Annotated in this window: 21 protein-coding genes; 12 read left to right on the top strand and 9 right to left on the bottom strand. The window is 64.2% G+C overall.

The genetic code is table 11. The features are described from left to right. Positions 1 to 34: 34 nt before the first annotated feature. The 6 genes from BKY27_RS10405 to lpxK all read left to right on the top strand — a co-directional run bounded on the left by BKY27_RS10405 (position 35) and on the right by lpxK (position 6,582). Positions 35 to 1,669 carry a DUF2125 domain-containing protein gene (locus tag BKY27_RS10405; RefSeq protein ID WP_158514975.1) on the top strand — a complete coding sequence of 545 codons (1,635 nt, stop codon included), beginning with the start codon at positions 35 to 37 and terminating at the stop codon, positions 1,667 to 1,669. 123 nt (positions 1,670 to 1,792) lie between these two features. Continuing rightward, positions 1,793 to 3,139, top strand: a complete 1,347-nt coding sequence (locus BKY27_RS10400; protein WP_071674417.1) for a TldD/PmbA family protein — start codon at positions 1,793 to 1,795, stop codon at positions 3,137 to 3,139. After that, a complete protein-coding gene (locus tag BKY27_RS10395; RefSeq protein ID WP_071674416.1) occupies positions 3,126 to 3,905 on the top strand; it encodes an inositol monophosphatase family protein in 780 nt (259 codons plus the stop codon). Before BKY27_RS10400 ends, BKY27_RS10395 begins: the two co-directional genes overlap by 14 nt. Before the next feature lie 132 nt (positions 3,906 to 4,037). After that, positions 4,038 to 4,283 (top strand): DUF4170 domain-containing protein, encoded by a 246-nt coding sequence (locus BKY27_RS10390; RefSeq protein WP_071674415.1) that lies wholly within the window; start codon positions 4,038 to 4,040, stop codon positions 4,281 to 4,283. A gap of 11 nt (positions 4,284 to 4,294) precedes the next feature. Beyond that, positions 4,295 to 5,593, top strand: coding sequence for a 3-deoxy-D-manno-octulosonic acid transferase (locus tag BKY27_RS10385; protein ID WP_071674414.1), 1,299 nt, complete (start codon positions 4,295 to 4,297; stop codon positions 5,591 to 5,593). Then, positions 5,593 to 6,582, top strand: a complete 990-nt coding sequence (gene lpxK / locus BKY27_RS10380; RefSeq protein ID WP_071674413.1) for a tetraacyldisaccharide 4'-kinase — start codon at positions 5,593 to 5,595, stop codon at positions 6,580 to 6,582. The genes BKY27_RS10385 and lpxK overlap by 1 nt, the downstream gene beginning before the upstream one ends. 42 nt (positions 6,583 to 6,624) lie before the next feature. Here the strand turns inward: lpxK and BKY27_RS10375 are convergent, their stop codons facing one another. Genes BKY27_RS10375 through BKY27_RS10365 form a run of 3 tightly spaced genes read right to left on the bottom strand, consistent with a single transcriptional unit; the run spans position 6,625 to position 8,997 of the window. Then, positions 6,625 to 7,734 (bottom strand): CaiB/BaiF CoA transferase family protein, encoded by a 1,110-nt coding sequence (locus tag BKY27_RS10375; protein WP_071674412.1) that lies wholly within the window; start codon positions 7,732 to 7,734, stop codon positions 6,625 to 6,627. Then, positions 7,731 to 8,456: a DsbA family protein gene (locus BKY27_RS10370; RefSeq protein ID WP_071674411.1), complete on the bottom strand. Its 726-nt coding sequence runs from the start codon at positions 8,454 to 8,456 to the stop codon at positions 7,731 to 7,733. Before BKY27_RS10370 ends, BKY27_RS10375 begins: the two co-directional genes overlap by 4 nt. 13 nt (positions 8,457 to 8,469) lie before the next feature. Beyond that, positions 8,470 to 8,997, bottom strand: coding sequence for a DUF721 domain-containing protein (locus BKY27_RS10365; RefSeq protein WP_071674410.1), 528 nt, complete (start codon positions 8,995 to 8,997; stop codon positions 8,470 to 8,472). Between the two features lie 79 nt (positions 8,998 to 9,076). On the opposite strand from BKY27_RS10365, the gene mutY reads away from it, so the two are divergent. Together mutY and BKY27_RS10355 are read left to right on the top strand one after the other, a co-directional pair. Continuing rightward, a complete protein-coding gene (gene mutY, locus BKY27_RS10360) occupies positions 9,077 to 10,135 on the top strand; it encodes an A/G-specific adenine glycosylase (protein WP_071674409.1) in 1,059 nt (352 codons plus the stop codon). Positions 10,136 to 10,226: 91 nt separating this feature from the next. Beyond that, complete coding sequence (locus tag BKY27_RS10355; protein WP_071674408.1) at positions 10,227 to 11,354, top strand: alkane 1-monooxygenase; 1,128 nt, start codon at positions 10,227 to 10,229, stop codon at positions 11,352 to 11,354. A 112-nt stretch (positions 11,355 to 11,466) separates the two neighbouring features. Here the strand turns inward: BKY27_RS10355 and BKY27_RS10350 are convergent, their stop codons facing one another. The 3 genes from BKY27_RS10350 to BKY27_RS10340 all read right to left on the bottom strand — a co-directional run bounded on the left by BKY27_RS10350 (position 11,467) and on the right by BKY27_RS10340 (position 13,879). Beyond that, the gene (locus BKY27_RS10350; RefSeq protein WP_071674407.1) at positions 11,467 to 12,570 is read right to left on the bottom strand and encodes a site-specific DNA-methyltransferase; all 1,104 of its coding nucleotides are present in this window, start codon (positions 12,568 to 12,570) and stop codon (positions 11,467 to 11,469) included. 88 nt (positions 12,571 to 12,658) lie between these two features. Then, a complete protein-coding gene (locus BKY27_RS10345) occupies positions 12,659 to 13,279 on the bottom strand; it encodes a ribonuclease HII (RefSeq protein WP_071674406.1) in 621 nt (206 codons plus the stop codon). 96 nt (positions 13,280 to 13,375) lie between these two features. Further along, on the bottom strand, positions 13,376 to 13,879 hold the full coding sequence (locus tag BKY27_RS10340) for a hypothetical protein (protein ID WP_071674405.1): 504 nt from the start codon (positions 13,877 to 13,879) through the stop codon (positions 13,376 to 13,378). 186 nt (positions 13,880 to 14,065) lie between these two features. On the opposite strand from BKY27_RS10340, the gene BKY27_RS10335 reads away from it, so the two are divergent. Both BKY27_RS10335 and BKY27_RS10330 read left to right on the top strand, forming a co-directional pair. Continuing rightward, positions 14,066 to 14,347 (top strand): hypothetical protein, encoded by a 282-nt coding sequence (locus BKY27_RS10335; RefSeq protein ID WP_324609994.1) that lies wholly within the window; start codon positions 14,066 to 14,068, stop codon positions 14,345 to 14,347. Next, positions 14,319 to 15,023: a winged helix-turn-helix domain-containing protein gene (locus tag BKY27_RS10330; RefSeq protein WP_071674404.1), complete on the top strand. Its 705-nt coding sequence runs from the start codon at positions 14,319 to 14,321 to the stop codon at positions 15,021 to 15,023. Before BKY27_RS10335 ends, BKY27_RS10330 begins: the two co-directional genes overlap by 29 nt. A 6-nt stretch (positions 15,024 to 15,029) precedes the next feature. Here BKY27_RS10330 and BKY27_RS10325 read toward each other — a convergent pair whose 3' ends face one another. Both BKY27_RS10325 and BKY27_RS10320 read right to left on the bottom strand, forming a co-directional pair. Beyond that, complete coding sequence (locus BKY27_RS10325) at positions 15,030 to 15,296, bottom strand: hypothetical protein (protein ID WP_071674403.1); 267 nt, start codon at positions 15,294 to 15,296, stop codon at positions 15,030 to 15,032. Positions 15,297 to 15,398: 102 nt separating this feature from the next. Then, positions 15,399 to 15,686, bottom strand: a complete 288-nt coding sequence (locus tag BKY27_RS10320) for a hypothetical protein (RefSeq protein ID WP_071674402.1) — start codon at positions 15,684 to 15,686, stop codon at positions 15,399 to 15,401. A 177-nt stretch (positions 15,687 to 15,863) separates the two neighbouring features. Here BKY27_RS10320 and BKY27_RS10315 point away from each other — a divergent pair, with 177 nt between their 5' ends. Together BKY27_RS10315 and BKY27_RS10310 are read left to right on the top strand one after the other, a co-directional pair. Then, positions 15,864 to 17,054, top strand: a complete 1,191-nt coding sequence (locus tag BKY27_RS10315; protein WP_084667936.1) for a cupin domain-containing protein — start codon at positions 15,864 to 15,866, stop codon at positions 17,052 to 17,054. Positions 17,055 to 17,075: 21 nt separating this feature from the next. Further along, a complete protein-coding gene (locus BKY27_RS10310) occupies positions 17,076 to 17,606 on the top strand; it encodes a hypothetical protein (RefSeq protein ID WP_071674400.1) in 531 nt (176 codons plus the stop codon). Positions 17,607 to 17,683: 77 nt separating this feature from the next. On the opposite strand, the gene BKY27_RS10305 is transcribed toward BKY27_RS10310, so the two are convergent. Continuing rightward, a partial coding sequence (locus BKY27_RS10305; RefSeq protein WP_146636224.1) for an integrase core domain-containing protein occupies positions 17,684 to 18,098 on the bottom strand: 415 nt, incomplete at its 5' end.

The raw sequence follows: 18,098 nt of genomic DNA, 5'->3' as shown, positions 1-18,098 counted from the left end.
AGCAATTCACATTCGGATGGACCTTATGTCAAAGATGAAATCCCTTTCTTACAGCCTCTCCGCCGCCGCGCTGGTCTGCGCCAGCCCGGCATTTGCCGATATCACCGCCGATCAGCTCTGGTCGATCTGGCAAGACCAAGCCGCCGAATTCGGCTACAGCATGACCGCCTCCGCGACGGAGACGGCGGATGGCCTGACGCTGTCCAACGTCACCAACACGGTCATGGTCGAAGATATCCAGATCACCGGCACGGTTGATTCGGTCACCATGACCAATCAGGCCGACGGCACCGTCTCCATCTCGACCTCTGACACCATGCGCTATCGCATTACCGGGTTCGAGGGCGGCGACGCCCCCGACGCCATGACCGTGCTGGTCAGCCTGACGGACATGACCGCTACCGCCTCTGGCACACCCGAAAACCTGACCCTCGTATCCGGCTTTACCCGGATCGCCGTCGAAGACGTGAATTTCGAGGGGATCGACCCCTCCGAGGTTCCCGAGATGACCTATGACATCGCGTTCGACGGCTATTCCGCGACCGCCACCTATGACCTGTCCAACAGTGCCATGCTGGACTTTACCTCCACCGCGACCATGGACAGCATGATTCTGGCCCTCGACATGCTTGAGCCGGGCAATACCGGCATTGTGCCCGCGCCCATGCCCGCCCCGGCGCCGACGCCCGCGCCGCAGCCGACCTCTCCGGCGCCGGGCAAATTCGTGACGCCGGACGCCCCGGCCCCGATGCCCGCCCCCGGCGGCATGACCCAAGGCGGCGCGGACGGGCGGTTCGATACCACCATCCAGATGTCCGGCCTTCAGGCCACGTCGCAGGGCGTGATGCCCCGCGGCATCAACTGGATGGAGTTGGACCACTTCCCCGACGGCATGTCGATCAGCGGCGACACCAACTACGGCTCTGCCTCGTTCGATTTCCTGTTCCATGAAAACGGCGACACCACCTCGGGCTCGGCCAGCAACCAGGGCGGCGGGCTGAGTTTCGGCATATCGCAGGACCGTGTGCAATTCGGAATGTCCGCCAATACCGTGGCCTTTACCATGACCGCGCCGGATATGCCCTTCCCGGTCTCGGCCTCTGCCGAATCGACGGCCCTGTCGATCGACCTGCCGCTGTCGCAACAGGATCAACCCTCGTCCTTCGGGGCGGCCATCGGCTATCGCGGTGTGACGATGGATGAGTCTGTCTGGTCCATGTTCGACCCCGGTCAGGCGATCCCGCGCACCCCTGCATCAATTGTTGTCGATCTGTCGGGCACCGTGCAGATCCTTGCCGATCTGCTGATGATGACCCCAGACCAGATGGAAAACATGACCGCGCCTCCGGGCGAACTGCGCAGCATGACCCTCAATGACCTGGAGGTGTCGGCAGGCGGCGCGCAACTGACCGGCTCCGGCGACGTGACGTTCGCCCCCGGCCAGATGGTGCCGATGCCCGTGGGCACGGTCGACCTCAGCCTGACCGGGGCCAACGGCCTGATCCAGAACCTCAGCGATGGCGGCCTGCTGCCGCCGCAACAGGCTGGCATGGCGCGCGGGATGCTCGGTATGTTCGCCATCCCCGGCGCCGAGGCTGACACCTTCACCTCGACTGTCGAATTCCACGAAGACGGGCAGATCACCGCGAACGGCGTGCCGCTGCAATAAGCACGCCACCGCCGCAACACCGCCCCCGGTCCGCCCCGTACGGACCGGGGGTTTTTGGTGCCACCTTGCACGCCCGTGCCTCGGGCACTACCTCTGCCAATCAGCCAGATACAGGATGTCCCGATGCGCCAGAGCCCCGAAACCCTCGCCCACGCCCTTCTCGACGCCGCCCGCAAAGCCGGGGCCGACGCAGCGGACGCGATCGCGGCAGAGGGCACCTCGGTCTCGATCGGCGTTCTCAAGGGGTCACTGGAACAGGCCGAACGCTCGGACGAGGTCGAGATCGGTCTTCGGGTGCTGGTGGGCCAGCGGCAGGCCTGCGTTTCGGCATCCGACACCCGGCCAGAAACCATGCAGGAAATGGCCGAGCGCGCCGTCGCCATGGCCCGAGAAGCCCCGGTTGATCCGACCATAGGCTTGGCTGATCCGGCGCAACTGGCGACATCGTGGGACATCGCCGCGCTCGACATGATCGACCCGGACGACGCCCCCGACCCCTCCGCGTTAGAGGCTGCCGCGCTGACAGCCGAGGCCGCCGCGCTCGCCGTCGAGGGCATTTCACAGGTTCAGTCCGCCACCGCCGCCTATGGCCGCCGCACCCGGCACCTTGCCGCCAGCAACGGCTTTTCCGGTGGCTACACCCGCACGGACCACGCGATTTCCTGCGTCGCCATCACCGGCGAAGGGCTGGGGATGGAGCGTGATTATTACGGCGACATGCGGATGCACCGCGCCGACCTGATGGACCCCGCCGAGGTTGGCCGCCTTGCCGCCGAACGCACCGTGGCGCGTCAGGGCGCGCGCCAGCCCAAGACCGGCGCCTACCCCGTGCTTTTCGATGAACGCATCGCATCGGGCCTGATCGGCCACCTTTTGCAGGCGGTGAACGGCTCTGCCATCGTGCGCGGCGCCTCTTGGCTGCGCGATGCCCTGGGCGAACAGGTGCTGCCCAAGGGCCTCTCGGTCGTGGAAGACCCTCTGCGCCCCCGCGCCGCCGGATCGCGCCCCTTCGATGCCGAGGGGCTGCCGACCGCGAAACGCGCCATCGTCGAAGATGGCGTGCTGACAGGCTGGACGCTGGACCTTGCCACCGGACGCAAGCTGGACCTGCCCTCCACCGCCAATGCCGCGCGCGGCCTGTCCGCGCCGCCGTCCCCCTCGGTCTCGAACATCGCGCTGACGCAAGGCGGGGCCAGCCGGGAAGATCTGCTCAAACAAATGGGCACAGGCCTTCTTATCACGTCGATGATCGGCAGTTCGATCAACCCCAACACCGGCGACTATTCGCGCGGCGCCTCGGGCTTCTGGGTCGAGAATGGCGAGATCACCTATCCGGTCAACGAATGCACCGTTGCCGGCACCCTGCGCGACATGCTGATGACGATCGTGCCTGCCAACGATGCCCGCCCGCACCTGTCGCGCGTAGTGCCCTCGTTGCTGGTCGAGGGGCTGACGCTTGCCGGGGCGTGACCTCTCCCTTCTGATCGACGCCGCCCGCGCCGCCGGAGACATCGCCGCCCGCCACTGGACGCGCGACCCGCAAATCTGGGACAAACCCGGCGGCCACGGCCCGGTGACCGAGGCCGATCTTGAAATCGACCGGATGCTGCGAACCGAACTGACCGCCGCCCGTCCCGACTATGGCTGGCTGTCGGAAGAAACCGAGGACAGCACCGCCCGCCTGTCGCGCCCAAGCACCTTCATCGTCGATCCCATCGACGGGACGCGGTCATTCATCGACGGGCAAAAGAACTTCGCCCATTCGCTGGCGGTGGTGAAATACGGGCAGGTCACGGCGGGCGTGGTTTACCTGCCCATGCTGGACCGGCTCTACACGGCGGAACGCAGGCAAGGCGCGGCGCTGAACGGCCAGCCGCTCGCCGCCTCTGCCCTGACCGAGGAAAATGAGTCCACCGTGCTCGCCTCGCGCCCCAATTTCAGCGACAGCCACTGGCCCGGCGGTGTGCCCCCCGTGCAGCGCAGCTTTCGCCCCTCGCTGGCCTACCGCCTCGCCCTTGTGGGCGAAGGCCGCTTCGACGGCATGATCACCTTGCGCGACAGCTGGGAATGGGACATCGCCGCCGGGGCCCTGATCGTGGCCGAGGCCGGGGCCATCGTCACCGGCCGCGACGGCCAGCCGCTCGCGTTCAACGGCCCCTCTGCCCTGTTGCCCGGCGTCATCGCCGCCACCCGCCCCCTGCACGCCGCCCTGATAGCCCGCAGGCAACCGCGCTGACCACCCGTCTGCCTTGCGGAAACCCTCTGGGGCGGTCGCGGGGCGGCCACCACCAGCGACCCCGCGCCGCTTGACCCTTGGCCCCAAATCCCTAGGGTGCCCGCAACCCGCAACACATGCTCAGAGGCCCCCATGGCACAGCGACTTCACCTTGTTTTCGGCGGCGAACTGGTCGACCCCTCCAAGAGCGTTTTCAAGGATGTGGACGACATCGACATCGTCGGCATGTTCCCCGACTACGCCAGTGCCTATGACGCGTGGAAAGACGCCGCGCAGCGCACGGTCGACAATGCCCATATGCGCTATTACATCGCCCATATTCACCGCCTGCGCGACGAGAACAAAGAGGCCTCGTCGACAGAGGAACTCGACGGCTGAGCGCGCCCCGTATGCCAAGATCCCTCGCCCTCGCGGCCTATCTCGCCTTTTCCGCCCGCGCCACCCGCTTTGCCGAGAAAAAACTCGCCGCGCGGCTTGAGGCAGGCAAGGAAGACCCCGCCCGCATCGACGAGCGGCGTGGCATCGCCGCGCGTCCGCGCCCCGAGGGCCAGCTTGCCTGGTTCCACGCTGCCAGCGTCGGCGAGTCCCTGTCCCTGCTGGAACTCATCCGCCGGATGACCGAGGAACGCCCAGACCTGCACGTTCTGGTCACCACCGGCACCGTCACCTCGGCCCAGGTGATGGAGGCGCGCTTGCCCGCAGCCGCCATGCACCAATTCGTGCCCGTCGATGTGCTGCCCTATGTGCGCCGCTTCCTCGACCATTGGCAGCCCGACCTTGCTGTCTGGACGGAGAGCGAGCTTTGGCCCGCCCTTATCACCGAGACCAAGGCGCGCAACATCCCGATGGTCATCATCAACGCGCGTATGTCCAAGGCCAGCCACGACCGCTGGCGCTTTCTGCGTGGCATGGCCCGCAGCCTGCTGGACCGCTTCGACGAGGCGCATGTGCAAGACGACCTGACGGCGGGCTACCTGCGCCGTCTCGGCCTGCCGGGCAAGCGTCTGCATGTCACCGGCACGCTCAAGGAAGGCGCCGCCGCCCTGCCGTGCGATGAAGACGAACGCGCGCGGCTGGCCTCGCACCTCAACGGGCGGCCCACCTGGCTGGCCGCCTCGACCCATGAGGGCGAAGAGGAAAAGGTGCTGGAAGCGCATAAACTGGCGCTCAAGGTCAATCCGCGGCTATTGCTGGTTCTGGTCCCCCGCCATCCGCATCGCGGTGACGAGATCGCCGAGATGATGGAACATCACCGCTGCACCTTTGCCCGCCGCAGCAAGGGCGCGCTGCCGGGGTCCGACACCAGCGTCTATCTGGCCGACACGATGGGCGAGCTTGGCCTGTGGTATCGCCTTGCCCCGATCAGCTTCGTCGGCGGCTCGCTGGAACCTGTCGGCGGCCACAATCCGTTTGAACCCGCGGCGCTCGGCTCGGTCATCCTGCACGGGCCTTATGTCAGCAACTTCGTCGATATATTCCAACGGCTGGCCGAGGCCAAGGCCGCGCGACTGGTGTCCTCGCCCGAATCGCTGGCGGCGGCGGTGAACGACCTGCTCAACCCCGACCGCGCCGCCGAAATGGCCCATGCCGCGTGGGAGGTCTGCTCGGCCGGGGCCGACGTGACCGACAAGGCGCTGGACATGCTGTTCGACTATCTCGACCGCACCCCGCGGCTGTCGGCGGCGTAATGCAGGCGCCCGCGTTCTGGCATCACCCCCCCGGCTGGCAAAGCTCCCTGCTTGCCCCGCTTGGCGCCCTCTATGCACGGGCGACCGCGCGGCGGCTGGCCAAAGGGCCGTGGGACGGCCCCGGCGTGCCCGTCATCTGCGTCGGCAACATCAACGCGGGCGGCACCGGCAAAACCCCCACCGTGATCGCGCTGGCCGAGGTTCTGACCGCGCGCGGGATCAGCGCGCATGTGGTCAGCCGGGGCTATGGCGGCTCGGTCGAGGGGCCGCATCGCGTCGACCCCACAACAGACGATGCCGAAACCGTCGGCGACGAACCCCTGCTGATCGCCGCATGGCTGCCGGTCTGGGTCGCCACGGATCGCGCCGCCGGGGCACGCGCCGCTGTCGGGGCGGGCGCCGAGGTCATCTTGCTCGACGACGGGTTCCAGAACCCGGCCCTGCGCAAGGATATATCGCTTGTCGTCGTGGATGCCGCGCGCGGCTTCGGCAATGGCAAGGTGATCCCCGCAGGCCCCCTGCGCGAACCCGTGGCCACCGGCATGGCCCGCGCCGACCTGCTGCTCTCGATCGGCCCGCGCGCCGCGCAAGACCATTTCCGCGCGCAATGGGGCGAGGCGATTACCGTCCCACACCTGACCGGCAAGCTGGAACCGCTGCCAACGGGTATGCCGTTCGAGGGGCTGCCCGTGCTGGCCTTCGCCGGGATCGGCCACCCGGAAAAGTTCTTCGCCACGCTGCGCGCCATGGGCGCCAAGGTGCTTCGGGCCGAGGGCCTCTCGGATCACCAGCCGCTGACCGACACGCTGCTCGCCCGGTTGGAACAGGACGCCCGCACCCTCGGCGCGCAACTGGTCACGACCGAAAAGGACGCCACCCGCCTGCCCGACAACTTCCGCCCCAAGGTGTTGACGGTGCCCGTGCGATTGCGGCTGGACGACTGGACCCCGCTCGACACGGCGCTGGACCGGGTGTTGGGGGCGGGCTGAAGGCATTGAGTCCGCGCGGATCGACCCCGTCAAACCCCCCGCTTACCCTTCTCCCAGCTTGGGCGATGCCTTGTCCAGCTTCAGCCCGGCCTCCGAAAACCGGAACGGCGAGCGCACCCCTGGCACCCCGTCCAGGTCCAACCGCATTCCGCGCGCAGCGACCTGTGGATCGGCAAAAACCTCGGCCATGTCGTTGATCGGCCCTGCGGGCACGCCCTCGGCCTCGCAGGCCGCCAAAAGATCGGCCTTGGTCCGTTGCAGGGTGCGCTCGGTCAGGCGGCGGATCATCTCGTCGCGGTTGGCGATCCGGTCGGCATTGGTCAGGTAGTCCGGTGCTTCGGCCATATCCTCCAGCCCGAGCAACCGGCACAGCCGCCGATATTGCCCGTCATTGCCGGTGGCGATGATGATGAACCCGTCCGAGCAATCGAACACCTGGTAGGGCGTCAGGTTCGGGTGATAGTTCCCGGTCCGCCCCGGCGGTGTTCCCGTGGCGAGGTAGTTCATCGCCTGGTTGGCCGTGATCGACACCGCGCAATCCAGCAGGGCCATGTCCACATGCTGCCCGCGCCCTGTGCGTTCCCGCTGATAGAGCGCCGCGAGGATGCCGTTCACGGAATACAGCCCCGTCACGATATCGGTCACCGCCACGCCCACGCGCTGCGGCTGGCCCTCGGGGTCGCCGGTGATCGACATCAGCCCCGACATGCCCTGAATGATGTAGTCATAGCCCGCCCGGTGCGCATACGGCCCCGTCTGCCCGAACCCGGTGATCGAGCAATAGATCAGGCGCGGGTTGATCTTTGCGAGGCTCTCGTAGTCCAGCCCGTATTTCTCCAGCCCACCCAACTTGAAATTCTCGATCAGGATATCGGACTCGGCCGCCAGCCCGCGAACGAATTCCTGCCCCTCGGGGGTGCGGAAATCGGCCACGACCGAGTGCTTTCCCCGGTTGCAGGAATGGAAATAGGCCGCCGTCCGGTCGCCGTCCCGCTCGATGAACGGGGGGCCCCACTGGCGCGTGTCATCGCCGGCGGGGCTTTCGACCTTGGTCACCTCGGCGCCAAGGTCGGACAGGGTCTGACCCGCCCAGGGGCCGGCCAGAATACGGGCGAGTTCAAGGACTTTCAGCCCTTCGAGCGGAGCCGTCATTCCTGACTGTCGGCCAGCATACCGTCGAGCAGTTCCGAGAAATCGGCATAGCTCATGTTGCTGTAAAGCTCACCGTTGATGACAAAGCTCGGGGTGCCCTGAATCTCGTCAGCCGTCGATTGCTCGGTCGACAGGGTGACCATCGCCTGCGCCATGGCGTTATCACTCAGGCATTGCTCCAACTGGTCATCGCTCAGCCCGGCACGGCGGCCAATACGGCGCAGGTTCTCGGCCACATCCGCCGGTTCGCCCTGCACCCAGTCCCGCTGCTCTTCGAACATCATCTCGACGATGCCGAAATAGCGCAACGGCCCGCCACAGCGCGCGACCATCCCGGCCCACAGGCCGTAGCGGTCGAAATAGACTTCGCGCAGGACGAACTGGACTTGGCCGGTATCGACGTAGTTCTCCACCAATTGCGGATAGACCTCTTGGCTGAAGCGCGCGCAATGCGGGCAGGTCAGCGAGGCATATTCGATCACCGTGATCGGCGCATCGGGCGAGCCCTCGACCATTTCCATCACTTCGGGGGTATCGGCCTCCTGCGCGGTGGCGTCGGCTGCGGCGGCATCCGACGACTCGTCGGTTTCCTGCGCGCCAACCGCCATCAGCGGCAGCCGGGTCTGATCGCTGACCACCTGCTGCGACATCGACAGGTAGACGTAGCCGCCAAGCGCCACCATGACGGCGGACAGGGCGGATAGAACGAGGGTTCGGGTCATCAAAATACTCTCCTCAATGGCTGTTCTTGGTTAGAACGTTCCGGGCAAGGCGTTCAAGCGCCTCTTTCAGCCGGTCGTCGTGTATCGGGGCAGCCGCTGCATGTGCGGCGGTCAGGATTTCGGGCGTCGGGGCCGGGCGCGGCTTGTCTCGCGCGGCGAACTGCACCTGCCCCTCTGCAAAGCCCGTGGGGGCGGTTTGCGTGATATGGATCTTGCTGACCGCGTTATAACCATAGCAGGCGTTCACCTTCTGGCGGATCGTGTCCTTTTGCATCTCAAGCAGCGGCGCATGGCCTCCGGTCGTCAGCAAAACCAGCGTGGTGCCGATCCCGGCGCGCGAATGGGTGATCTTCACCGGCATCGCGCAGGCGGCGATATCGGGCCCCACGATCCCGGCCCAATGGGTGATCAGCTTGGTCTCGGAAAACCCGCGTTTGTCCAGCGGACCGCGCAAATGCCCCGCGACCAGTTTCGACGCGGCCTCGAACCCGCGCTTGCGGCGGGTCGGTCGGGCAGGAATGGAAGGTTTGGCGGCAGCCATGGGGTTTCCTTTCTGTCGGCTCAATCTATCCTTCCCGGCAAGGGGAACCAATGGCCGAGACGATAGGGGCACATAAAACTTGCGTGACGAAGATTTCAGCGCCGTCTTGCTGGACTGGTATGATGTCCACGCCCGCGTGCTGCCGTGGCGCGTCGCGCCAGAGGATCGCCGCGCCAGCGTGCTGCCCGATCCCTACCGCGTCTGGCTGTCCGAAGTCATGCTGCAGCAGACCACCGTCGCGGCGGTGAAGGACTATTTCCATCGCTTTACAACGCTTTGGCCCACTGTGGCCGATCTGGCGGCGGCGGAAGATGCCACCGTGATGGGCGAATGGGCGGGGCTGGGATATTACGCCCGCGCCCGAAACCTGCTGAAATGCGCGCGGGTGGTGGCGGTTGATCTGGACGGGCGCTTTCCCGACACCGAAGACGCGTTGCAAAACCTTCCCGGAATCGGCCCCTACACCGCCGCTGCCATCGCCTCGATCGCCTTTGACCGGCCCGCCGTCGTGATGGACGGCAACGTGGAACGCGTCATGTCCCGCGTCTTCGCGGAAACCGACCCGTTGCCAGAGGTCAAACTGGTGCTCAAGGCCCGTGCGGCCTCGGTCACGCCGCAGGACCGCCCCGGCGATCACGCGCAAGCGGTGATGGACCTCGGCGCCACCATCTGCACCCCGCGCAACCCCGCGTGCGGCATCTGCCCCCTGCGCGCCCCCTGTCAGGCCCGCGCGCAGGGCATCGCCGCCGACCTGCCCCGCAAAGCCCCGAAAAAGACCAAGCCAACCCGGCGCGGCATCGCCTATCTGGCCCGCCGCGCCGATGGCGCGTGGCTGCTGGAAACCCGGCCCGACAAGGGGCTGCTTGGGGGGATGCTGGGATGGCCCGGAACCGACTGGACCGAGGCCACCCCGGCGGAATCCCCGCCGCTGGACACCGACTGGCACAACCCAGAGCTGGAGGTGCGCCATACCTTCACCCATTTCCACCTGCGCCTGTCCTTGCGGCTGGCCACGGTCGAAACCGCCAACCCCGCCCGAGGCACCTTCCTGCCGCGCGACCAATTCCGCCCCGCCAACCTGCCCACCGTGATGCGCAAGGCGTTTGACCTTGCGCAAGGCGCATGGCCCGAGGATTGAGCTAAACCCGAACTCGGGTCACACTGATCCGTGAAGATTTTCCGACACCGCCGTCAGAAATTTCCGACGCAACTGTCAAAAAGGCCCCGCGATGATCCCTGCCCAACAGGTTGTGAAGCTGCAAAATGCCCTGCCCTTCTGGATCACCATCGCGCTGGTGCCACTGGTCTGGTTCGGTGCCACTGTCGGCGGGTGGGCACTGGTGCTGACGCCTCTCTACGCTATTGTTTTGACAACTATTTTAGATGCAGCAAGCGGCCTGAACACCGCCAATCCCGACCCGGAAACGCCCGAAACGGGGCTGTTTTGGTATCGCCTGATCACACTCATCTGGTTCCCGCTGCAAATCAGCACCCAACTGGGCCTCGTCTGGTACGTCACCCATTTCGGACAAATCGCCGGTTGGGAAAAAATCCTGTTGTTCTATGGGGTTGGCATCATGTCCGGCGGCGTCGGCATCGTCTATGCACATGAGCTGATGCATCAGAAACCACCGCTGGAACGCTGGCTTGGCGACCTTTTGATGGCTTCCGTCCTCTACAGCCATTTCCGCAGCGAACACCTGCTGGTCCACCACGTCCATGTCGGCACCCCCCGAGACCCCGTAACTGCCAGATATAATGAGGGTTTTTATCACTTCTTCGCCCGCATCCTGCCCGCCTGCTGGCGGTCGTCCTTCCGGGCGGAAAAAGCGATGCTGGCCCGCAAAGGGCTGCAATGGCACCACAAATCCAACCCGTTCTGGCGCTACTGGGCACTGCAAGCCGGATTTATCGTTTTGGCTCTGATACTTGGGGGACTTCCGGGGTTGGCGCTGTTCCTGCTGCAAGCCTTTTTCGCCATCTCGTTCCTCGAACTGACGAACTATATCGAGCACTACGGCCTGACCCGCAAACACCTTGGAAACGGCAAATACGAGCATGTGCAGCCGCGTCACAGCTGGAACGCCTCGCATCGCGTCTCGAACTGGCTCTTGATCAATCTGCAACGCCATTCCGACCACCACTACAAGCCGAGCCGCCGGTTTCCGCTGCTGCAAACCTATTCCGAGGCTGACGCCCCGCAATTGCCGCTCGGCTATCCCGCGATGACGGCAATGGCCCTGGTCCCCAGCCTGTGGCGCAAGCGGATGAACCCGCGCGTGCAGCGCTGGCGGCAGATGTATTATCCTGAAATCACCGACTGGCGGGCCTATGACAAGGGCCGCACGCCAATGTAGCAGGGGGCGACCTGATACCAAAAGACCCCGCCAATCCAATGGGTTGGCGGGGCAAGGATGCGTGCCCCCGACGGTCAGGCCGCGGGGCACCGGCGGTATTCTTGTTGAACGCCTAGCCGCTCAGTTCCGACCGGATCTGCTGACGCAGAAGGTCGATTGGGACCGTCTTTCCATCCCGGCGGAAGTGCCAATAGGTCCAGCCGTTGCACGAGGGCGCGCCCTCCAGCTTGGCACCCACCTGATGGATCGAGCCTTTGGTGTTCGACACGACCAACGTGCCATCGGCCCGGATCTTGGCGATCTTGCCGCGCGGGCTGACCAGTTCTTCGCCGGGGGTCAGCAGGCCGCGCTCGACCAACTGGCCAAAGGGCACCCTTGGCTCGGCACGTTTCGAGGTGCTGACCTCCAGCGACGAGCGGTCGAAACGGCGAATATCCTTGAGCCGTTTCTCGGCCACCTCTCGATAGGCGTCCTCGCGCTCGATCCCAATGAAATCACGGCCCAGTTTCTTGGCCACCGCACCAGTCGTGCCGGTGCCGAAGAACGGATCGAGCACCACGTCACCGGGATTGGTCGTCGCCACCAGAATCCGGTGCAGCAGGCTTTCGGGCTTCTGCGTCGGATGGGCTTTGTCGCCCTTGTGGTCCTTGATCCGCTCATGCCCGTTGCAGATCGGCAGAACCCAATCCGACCGCATCTGCACGCCTTCGTTCAACGCCTTCAGCGCCTCGTAATTGAAGGTGTATTTCGCCCCTTCGGATTTCGAGGCCCAGATCAGGGTTTCATGGGCATTGGTCAGCCGCTTGCCGCGAAAGTTCGGCATCGGGTTCGACTTGCGCCACACCACGTCGTTCAGAATCCAATAGCCCTGGTTCTGAAGCTCGGCCCCCACGCGGAAGATGTTGTGATAGCTGCCGATCACCCAGATCGCCCCGTTGGGCTTGAGCAGCCGGTTTGCTGCCTTGAGCCATTCGCGCGTGAACGCGTCATAGATGGCGAAGCTGTCGAACTGGTCCCAATGGTCATCCACCGCATCGACCATCGAATTGTCGGGGCGATGCAGGTTGCCTTTGAGTTGCAGGTTATAGGGCGGGTCCGCGAAGATCAGATCCACCGACGATTCCGGCAGGCTGTTCATCTGGTCGATGCAGTCCCCGGACAAAATGGTATTCAGCGGAAGCACTGGGGCCTCCGTTCGTTTGGGTTTGCTCATCATACTGCCTCTGGCTCACGCCTCTTTTGGGCGCTGTTTTGTACCACCAAAGATGAGTCAAAGGTGATTCGTCGTCAATTTCTTTTTTGAATCAGGAGGTTATAGATTTATCTTGATACAAGATATTGTGGACCGGCTTGAAGCTGCGTCTATGGTGGGGGCTAACACCAATATCTAGCAAGGCCTGCCTATGGTCCGCTGTCGGATACCCGGCGTTCCGGTCCCAGCCGTAACCCGGAAACTGTTGCCCAAGCGCCCGCATGTGATCATCCCGCGCGACCTTCGCCGCGATCGAGGCCGCCGAGATGGACAGGCTGCGCCCGTCGCCTTTCACGATGGCCGTTGCGGGGCATGGCAGGTCGGGGGGAATCGCGTTGCCGTCAATCAGCGCGTGATCGACCTGGGCCAAGCCCGCCAGTGCCCTCTGCATCGCCAGAAACGTCGCGTTGCGGATGTTCAGTGCGTCGATTTCCTCGACGCTGGCCCACCCGAGCGAGACCTCGGCATGCGCCAGCAAAAGCTCGATCAATGCCGTGCGCTTGCGGGCCGTCAGCTTCTTGGAATCGTTCAGCCCTTCGGGAATGGCGGCGGGGTTCAGCACCACGGCCGCCGCCGTCACCGGGCCAGCCAGCGGGCCGCGCCCGACCTCGTCCACCCCGGCCACACGACCACCAGCCTGAATTTCAAAGAAAAGATCGGGTCCGTCGCTCATGCCCTCAGAAACCATGCGAGGGTCAGCGGCACAAGCAAAATGGCGGCGAGGTCAAACCCCGCCGCCCGCCTTGGCCCTGCTCGAAAGGGGGTCAGGTCACGACCGGACGTAGCCGTGGCGATACAGGCACTGCGCGTCATAGACATCGCGCCAACCGTGATAGGTGAACACTTCGTCCCGGCAGCTGTTGGGCAGGGACGCGTAGCCGTTGCCGTGCTGGTAGAGGCAATGCGCGCCAAAGCCACGCACGCGGCCATTGGGGCCCTCGAACCAGTTGAAGCACGATCCGGGCAGGGTCAGGCGCCGGTTCGGCAACAGCGGCACGGGAACCGGCGGCGGCGGTGGCGGCGTGTAGCCATAGCCGTAGCCATAGCGGGTCACCGGCGGCTGCGCGGGCACATAGGTGTGGCCGTGATGGCGCGTGTTGCGGTTGGCTTCGACGGCACCGGCAATGATGGCAATGGCGGCTGCGCCACCGAGGAATCGCAAAAGGTTATCGTTATCGGCACGCGCGGGCGAGGAACTGGCGGCTACGCCCGTGACGGCGATGGTTGCGGCCAGACCCAGGGCAGCGACGCGCTTGGGAAGGGATTTCAACATGGGTTTTCTCCGGGTCTTCAAGGAGGGATGGGAACAGGTCATGAAAAACCGCAAGAGTCGCGGTCCTTGTCCACAATCCATCCAAGCCACTCGGACAGGCAATATCAGCGCCCCGCTATCGAATAACATGGCACGCGCAAACCCTTGATATTGAATGACCACGCCGGTTCGCCCTAACTGGGAACCATGATGAAACAGCTTCTCCTCTCCCTCGCCCTTCTGGGCATCGCCACCGCGGCCAACGCAAACTGCTACGCCGACTACAAGGCAACGATGGATAACCCGCTCCGCCTGCATTACGGTGTGATTGAGTTGCCAGCGAATGCCTGCTCTGTCGGCGCAGCCCAGTCCTATATCTCGGGCCGTCTCACGGGCGGCTGGCAACTTCTGGAAGTCATGTCGGTCTTTGACGAGGCCGGGTTGGATTCGAGGAGAGCACGTGCAGGACAATACTACCTCCGCTTCTGAATCGCGGATCACCGCCACCCGAGTCATCCAGCTTGGGATCGTCGCAGTCGTCGCCATCCTTACGGTGGCGGCGGTCTTGCTGTTTTCCTATCTTCCGGACGCCAACGAGTTCAACGACGCGGTGCGCGAGATCTTCCTCGTCAACGATGCATTGACGACGACCGAGTCGATCCGGATTCTGGAAATCCTCGCCCAATCCGGCACCACCTTTTCCAAGGTGCTCGCCAGCTATCGGGCCATCATCTTCGTCCTGATCCTTTTCGCCACGGCGCTTCTGGTGGCCTGCCTTGTCTTTCTGGTCACGATCATCACGCTCAACCGCCGGATGCACGAAATCGAGAAATCGGGCATTCAGGTCTCGTCGCTGGTGGTCAGCCGTGAAGAAGGCGTGGTGTACCTCAACAACATGGAATTCAAGCTGACCGCCGCCGCGATGGAAACCCTCGCCGTGCTGGCCGAGGCGCGAATGGACGACGACGTGTTGTCGGGGGCCGAGATCGAATCAATGGTGTCAGGCAAGGCCGCCGCCGATTGCGAAGAGGCTGCCGGTGCGACCCGCATCAAGCGCCTGCGCGACACGCTCGGAAACCAGATGGTCAGCGAACTTCTGGTCAAGAACATTGCCCGTCGGGGTTATATGCTGGCCATCGACAAGGACGTCATCAAGATGATCTGAGCCCCGTCAGCAAGAATTGGGCTGCCCCCGGCCATAGCCGCTGCGATCCGAGATCGCGCCATTGTCGCTGTCGGTGGCGCCGGTCCAGGTACCGCCCGGCCCGCGCGGGCAGGCCGTGCCATCGGTCCAGGAACCGGTATCGCCATCGGCGGCCTGCGCCCGCGTCGGCATCAGGGCCATCGCCCCGCCAGCCACGGCCAGCCCCAGAACCCACCGCCGCGCCGGGCGCGACACGATATCATCCTCTGTCAGCGTCTTGTTGGTTCCAGACATTCCGCCCCCCCGAAAAGAAACGATCCGCGCAAGCCAAATGGCCCTGCGCGGATAGAGTGTATCATAGTCAGCCCGCAGTGTTAGCGAGGCAAAGGCAACACCTCAGCAGTAGGGCGCACCGCGACCATAACCGGCGGCATCGGTCAGGTTGCCGTTGTCGCTGTCGGTGTAGCCGGAGTAAACGCCGCCGCTGCCGCGCGGGCAGGCACCGTTGTCGGTCCAAGAGCCGTTGTCGATGTCAGCGGCCTGTGCATTGGTGGGGGTCAGGGCCACAATGGCCGCGCCGCCACCGGCGGCCATCAGGCCCAGGAACGCGCGACGCGCCGGGCGGGCGGTCGAGATATCTGCGTCGGTCAGGGACTTCTGATCTTTTTTGGGGGTCTTCGTCATTTCAGGTGGCCTTTCGCGCTGCCTTATGTGTATGTATAAAACACACGAAGTATAGTGGCTTCCCGCAATCCGGTCAATATCTTTGAGACCGACCTACGTTCCAACGACCGTTGCACCAACACAAAATCTGCGCATAGCTACAAAAAAGCATCATATTGCCATTGGAGACCGCCAAAGATGTCCATGAGTTTCGATCAGGTGATTGCCCCGGTCACACGTGACGCCTTCTTCGCCGACAGTTTTGAGAAAAAGCACCTCGTCATCCGCCGGGGGCAACCTGACTACTACTCCAGCCTGCTGTCCACAGCCGACATTGACTGGGCCGTCACCACCCTCGGCCTCAGCACGCCCGAGGTGAATGTCGTGCAGGCCGACCGGGACATTACCGCAGCCGATTTCGCCTATGAAAGCGGCTTCACCGATCCGCTGTCCGTCAGCAAGCTGTTCGACGAGGGCGCGACCATCATCATGTCGAACTTGCAGGAACGGCTGCCGAAGCTGGCCGAGTTCTGCCGCGCCTTGGAAAAAGTCTTTTCCGCCCGGGTCCAGACCAACATCTACCTGACCCCGGCCCATAGCCAGGGCTTCAAGGCGCACTACGACGGCCATGACGTGCTGGTGTTGCAAGTCGAAGGCACCAAGGAATGGCGCATCTACGACACACCGGTGCACCTGCCGTTGCAGGAACAGGGCTTCAACCCCCATGACGTGCCGATCGGCGAGGAAACCGACCGCTTCGTTCTGGAACCGGGCGATATGGTCTATGTGCCACGCGGTCTGACCCATGACGCGGTTTCGACCGATCAAACCTCGCTGCACATCACAACCGGCCTGATGACCCGGTCCTGGGCCGACGTGATGGTCGAGGCGGTGCGCAAGCTGGCGCTGAACGACTCCGCCTTCCGCGAAAGCCTGCCGCCCGGTTTCGCCAACGAAGGCTTTGACATGTCCGGCGCCGAGGCCAAATTCGCCGCTCTTCTGGGGCGTATCTCGGGCGCCACCCTGCCGCCGATCCTGAACGAATTCAGTGCCGATTTCATCGGAACCCGCCTGCCGCGCGCCCATAACCAGATGGCGCAGCTCTCCCGCATGGACGGGCTGAACGAATCCACCGCCCTCGGCGCGCGTCCGAACCTGATCTATCGCCTTACCGACACGCCCGGAAAAGACGGAGAAGACGACAGCGTCGGCCTCTCGTGCCAAGGCACAGTCATCACTCTGCCCGCCTATGCGAAAGACCCGCTGACCTACGCCATCACAACCCCGCGCTTCACCTTGGGCGACCTGCCCGGCGACCTTGACACCGAAGGCCGCGCCGTGCTGATCCGCCGCCTCGTGCGCGAGGGTCTGGTTATGATCCTCGACTAAGGCTGGCAAACCGGAAACAGGGTGACCCCGGCAGGATTCGAACTTCGCCAATTTCCTAAGCAATTTCAGGGGTCAAGCTGGGACACACAGCCCGATTTCGGCGCATTTGAGAACAATGGGTTAGAGGGGCGTTCGGGACACAAGAACACCCGCCGCGCCACCTCGAGCCTCAGCCATTACATCAAGCCCGAGCACAAGCGCATGGCGCGGGCGCTCGGCTATTGTCTGACGCTTGGCACTATCGAAGCCTGGATGAATTTCCGCCTTCTTTCTGCCGCTCGGCTTTCAGAAACCGAGCGCGCCGGGCTGGCATTCGCCGCTCTGACGACACTCGCCCAGGACAAAGCCGAGGCAACGGCGGCTGCCGCCATAGGATCGGCTGGCGTGCCAGTGCCGCCCCTCTTTGGTGGCATGGATGAAGCGCGTCTTTGGGCCTCTCACGCCAACCGCTCCGAAATCAAGGCATACGCCCTCGCATCCTTCGAGGCCATGAGCGCCCAGGATCGCGCGGCATTCTTCCGGCACATCGGTAAAAAGGAGGTGGCAGCATGAAGATGCTTGTGCACCGGACGGCGAGCGGTTCCGCCCTCTGAGCTACTCCCCATCGGTTGGACAGGATCTGGCGTAAATCAAGCTACTCGTTGCACCTGCTGACCGGTTTGGGTTTCGTCTTTTCGCAGCCAGTAGACCACGGCCGGGGGTTTGCCGCCAAGGGCGGAATGGGGGCGCTTGCGGTTGTAGAACTCGATCCACCTGCCGACACCGGCTTTCGCCTCTGATCCGGTTTCCCAAGCATGCAGGTAGACGCACTCGTATTTCAGGGTCCGCCAGAGCCGCTCGATGAAGATATTGTCCAGGAAGCGCCCCTTTCCGTCCATCGAGATCCGCACACCGCTCCTGCGCAGTCGGTCTGTCCATGCAAAGGACGTGAACTGCGATCCCTGATCGGTATTCATTATCTCGGGCGGCCCGAACTTGTGGATGGCCTCGTTCAGTGCCTCGACACAGAAGTCGGCCTCCAGCGTGTTCGAGATGCGCCAGGCC

The organism is Nioella nitratireducens (assembly GCF_001879715.1).
Lineage (GTDB): Bacteria > Pseudomonadota > Alphaproteobacteria > Rhodobacterales > Rhodobacteraceae > Nioella > Nioella nitratireducens.
The sequence above is the reverse complement of the archived record's forward strand: the minus strand, read 5'-3'. Positions and strand labels throughout refer to the sequence as shown.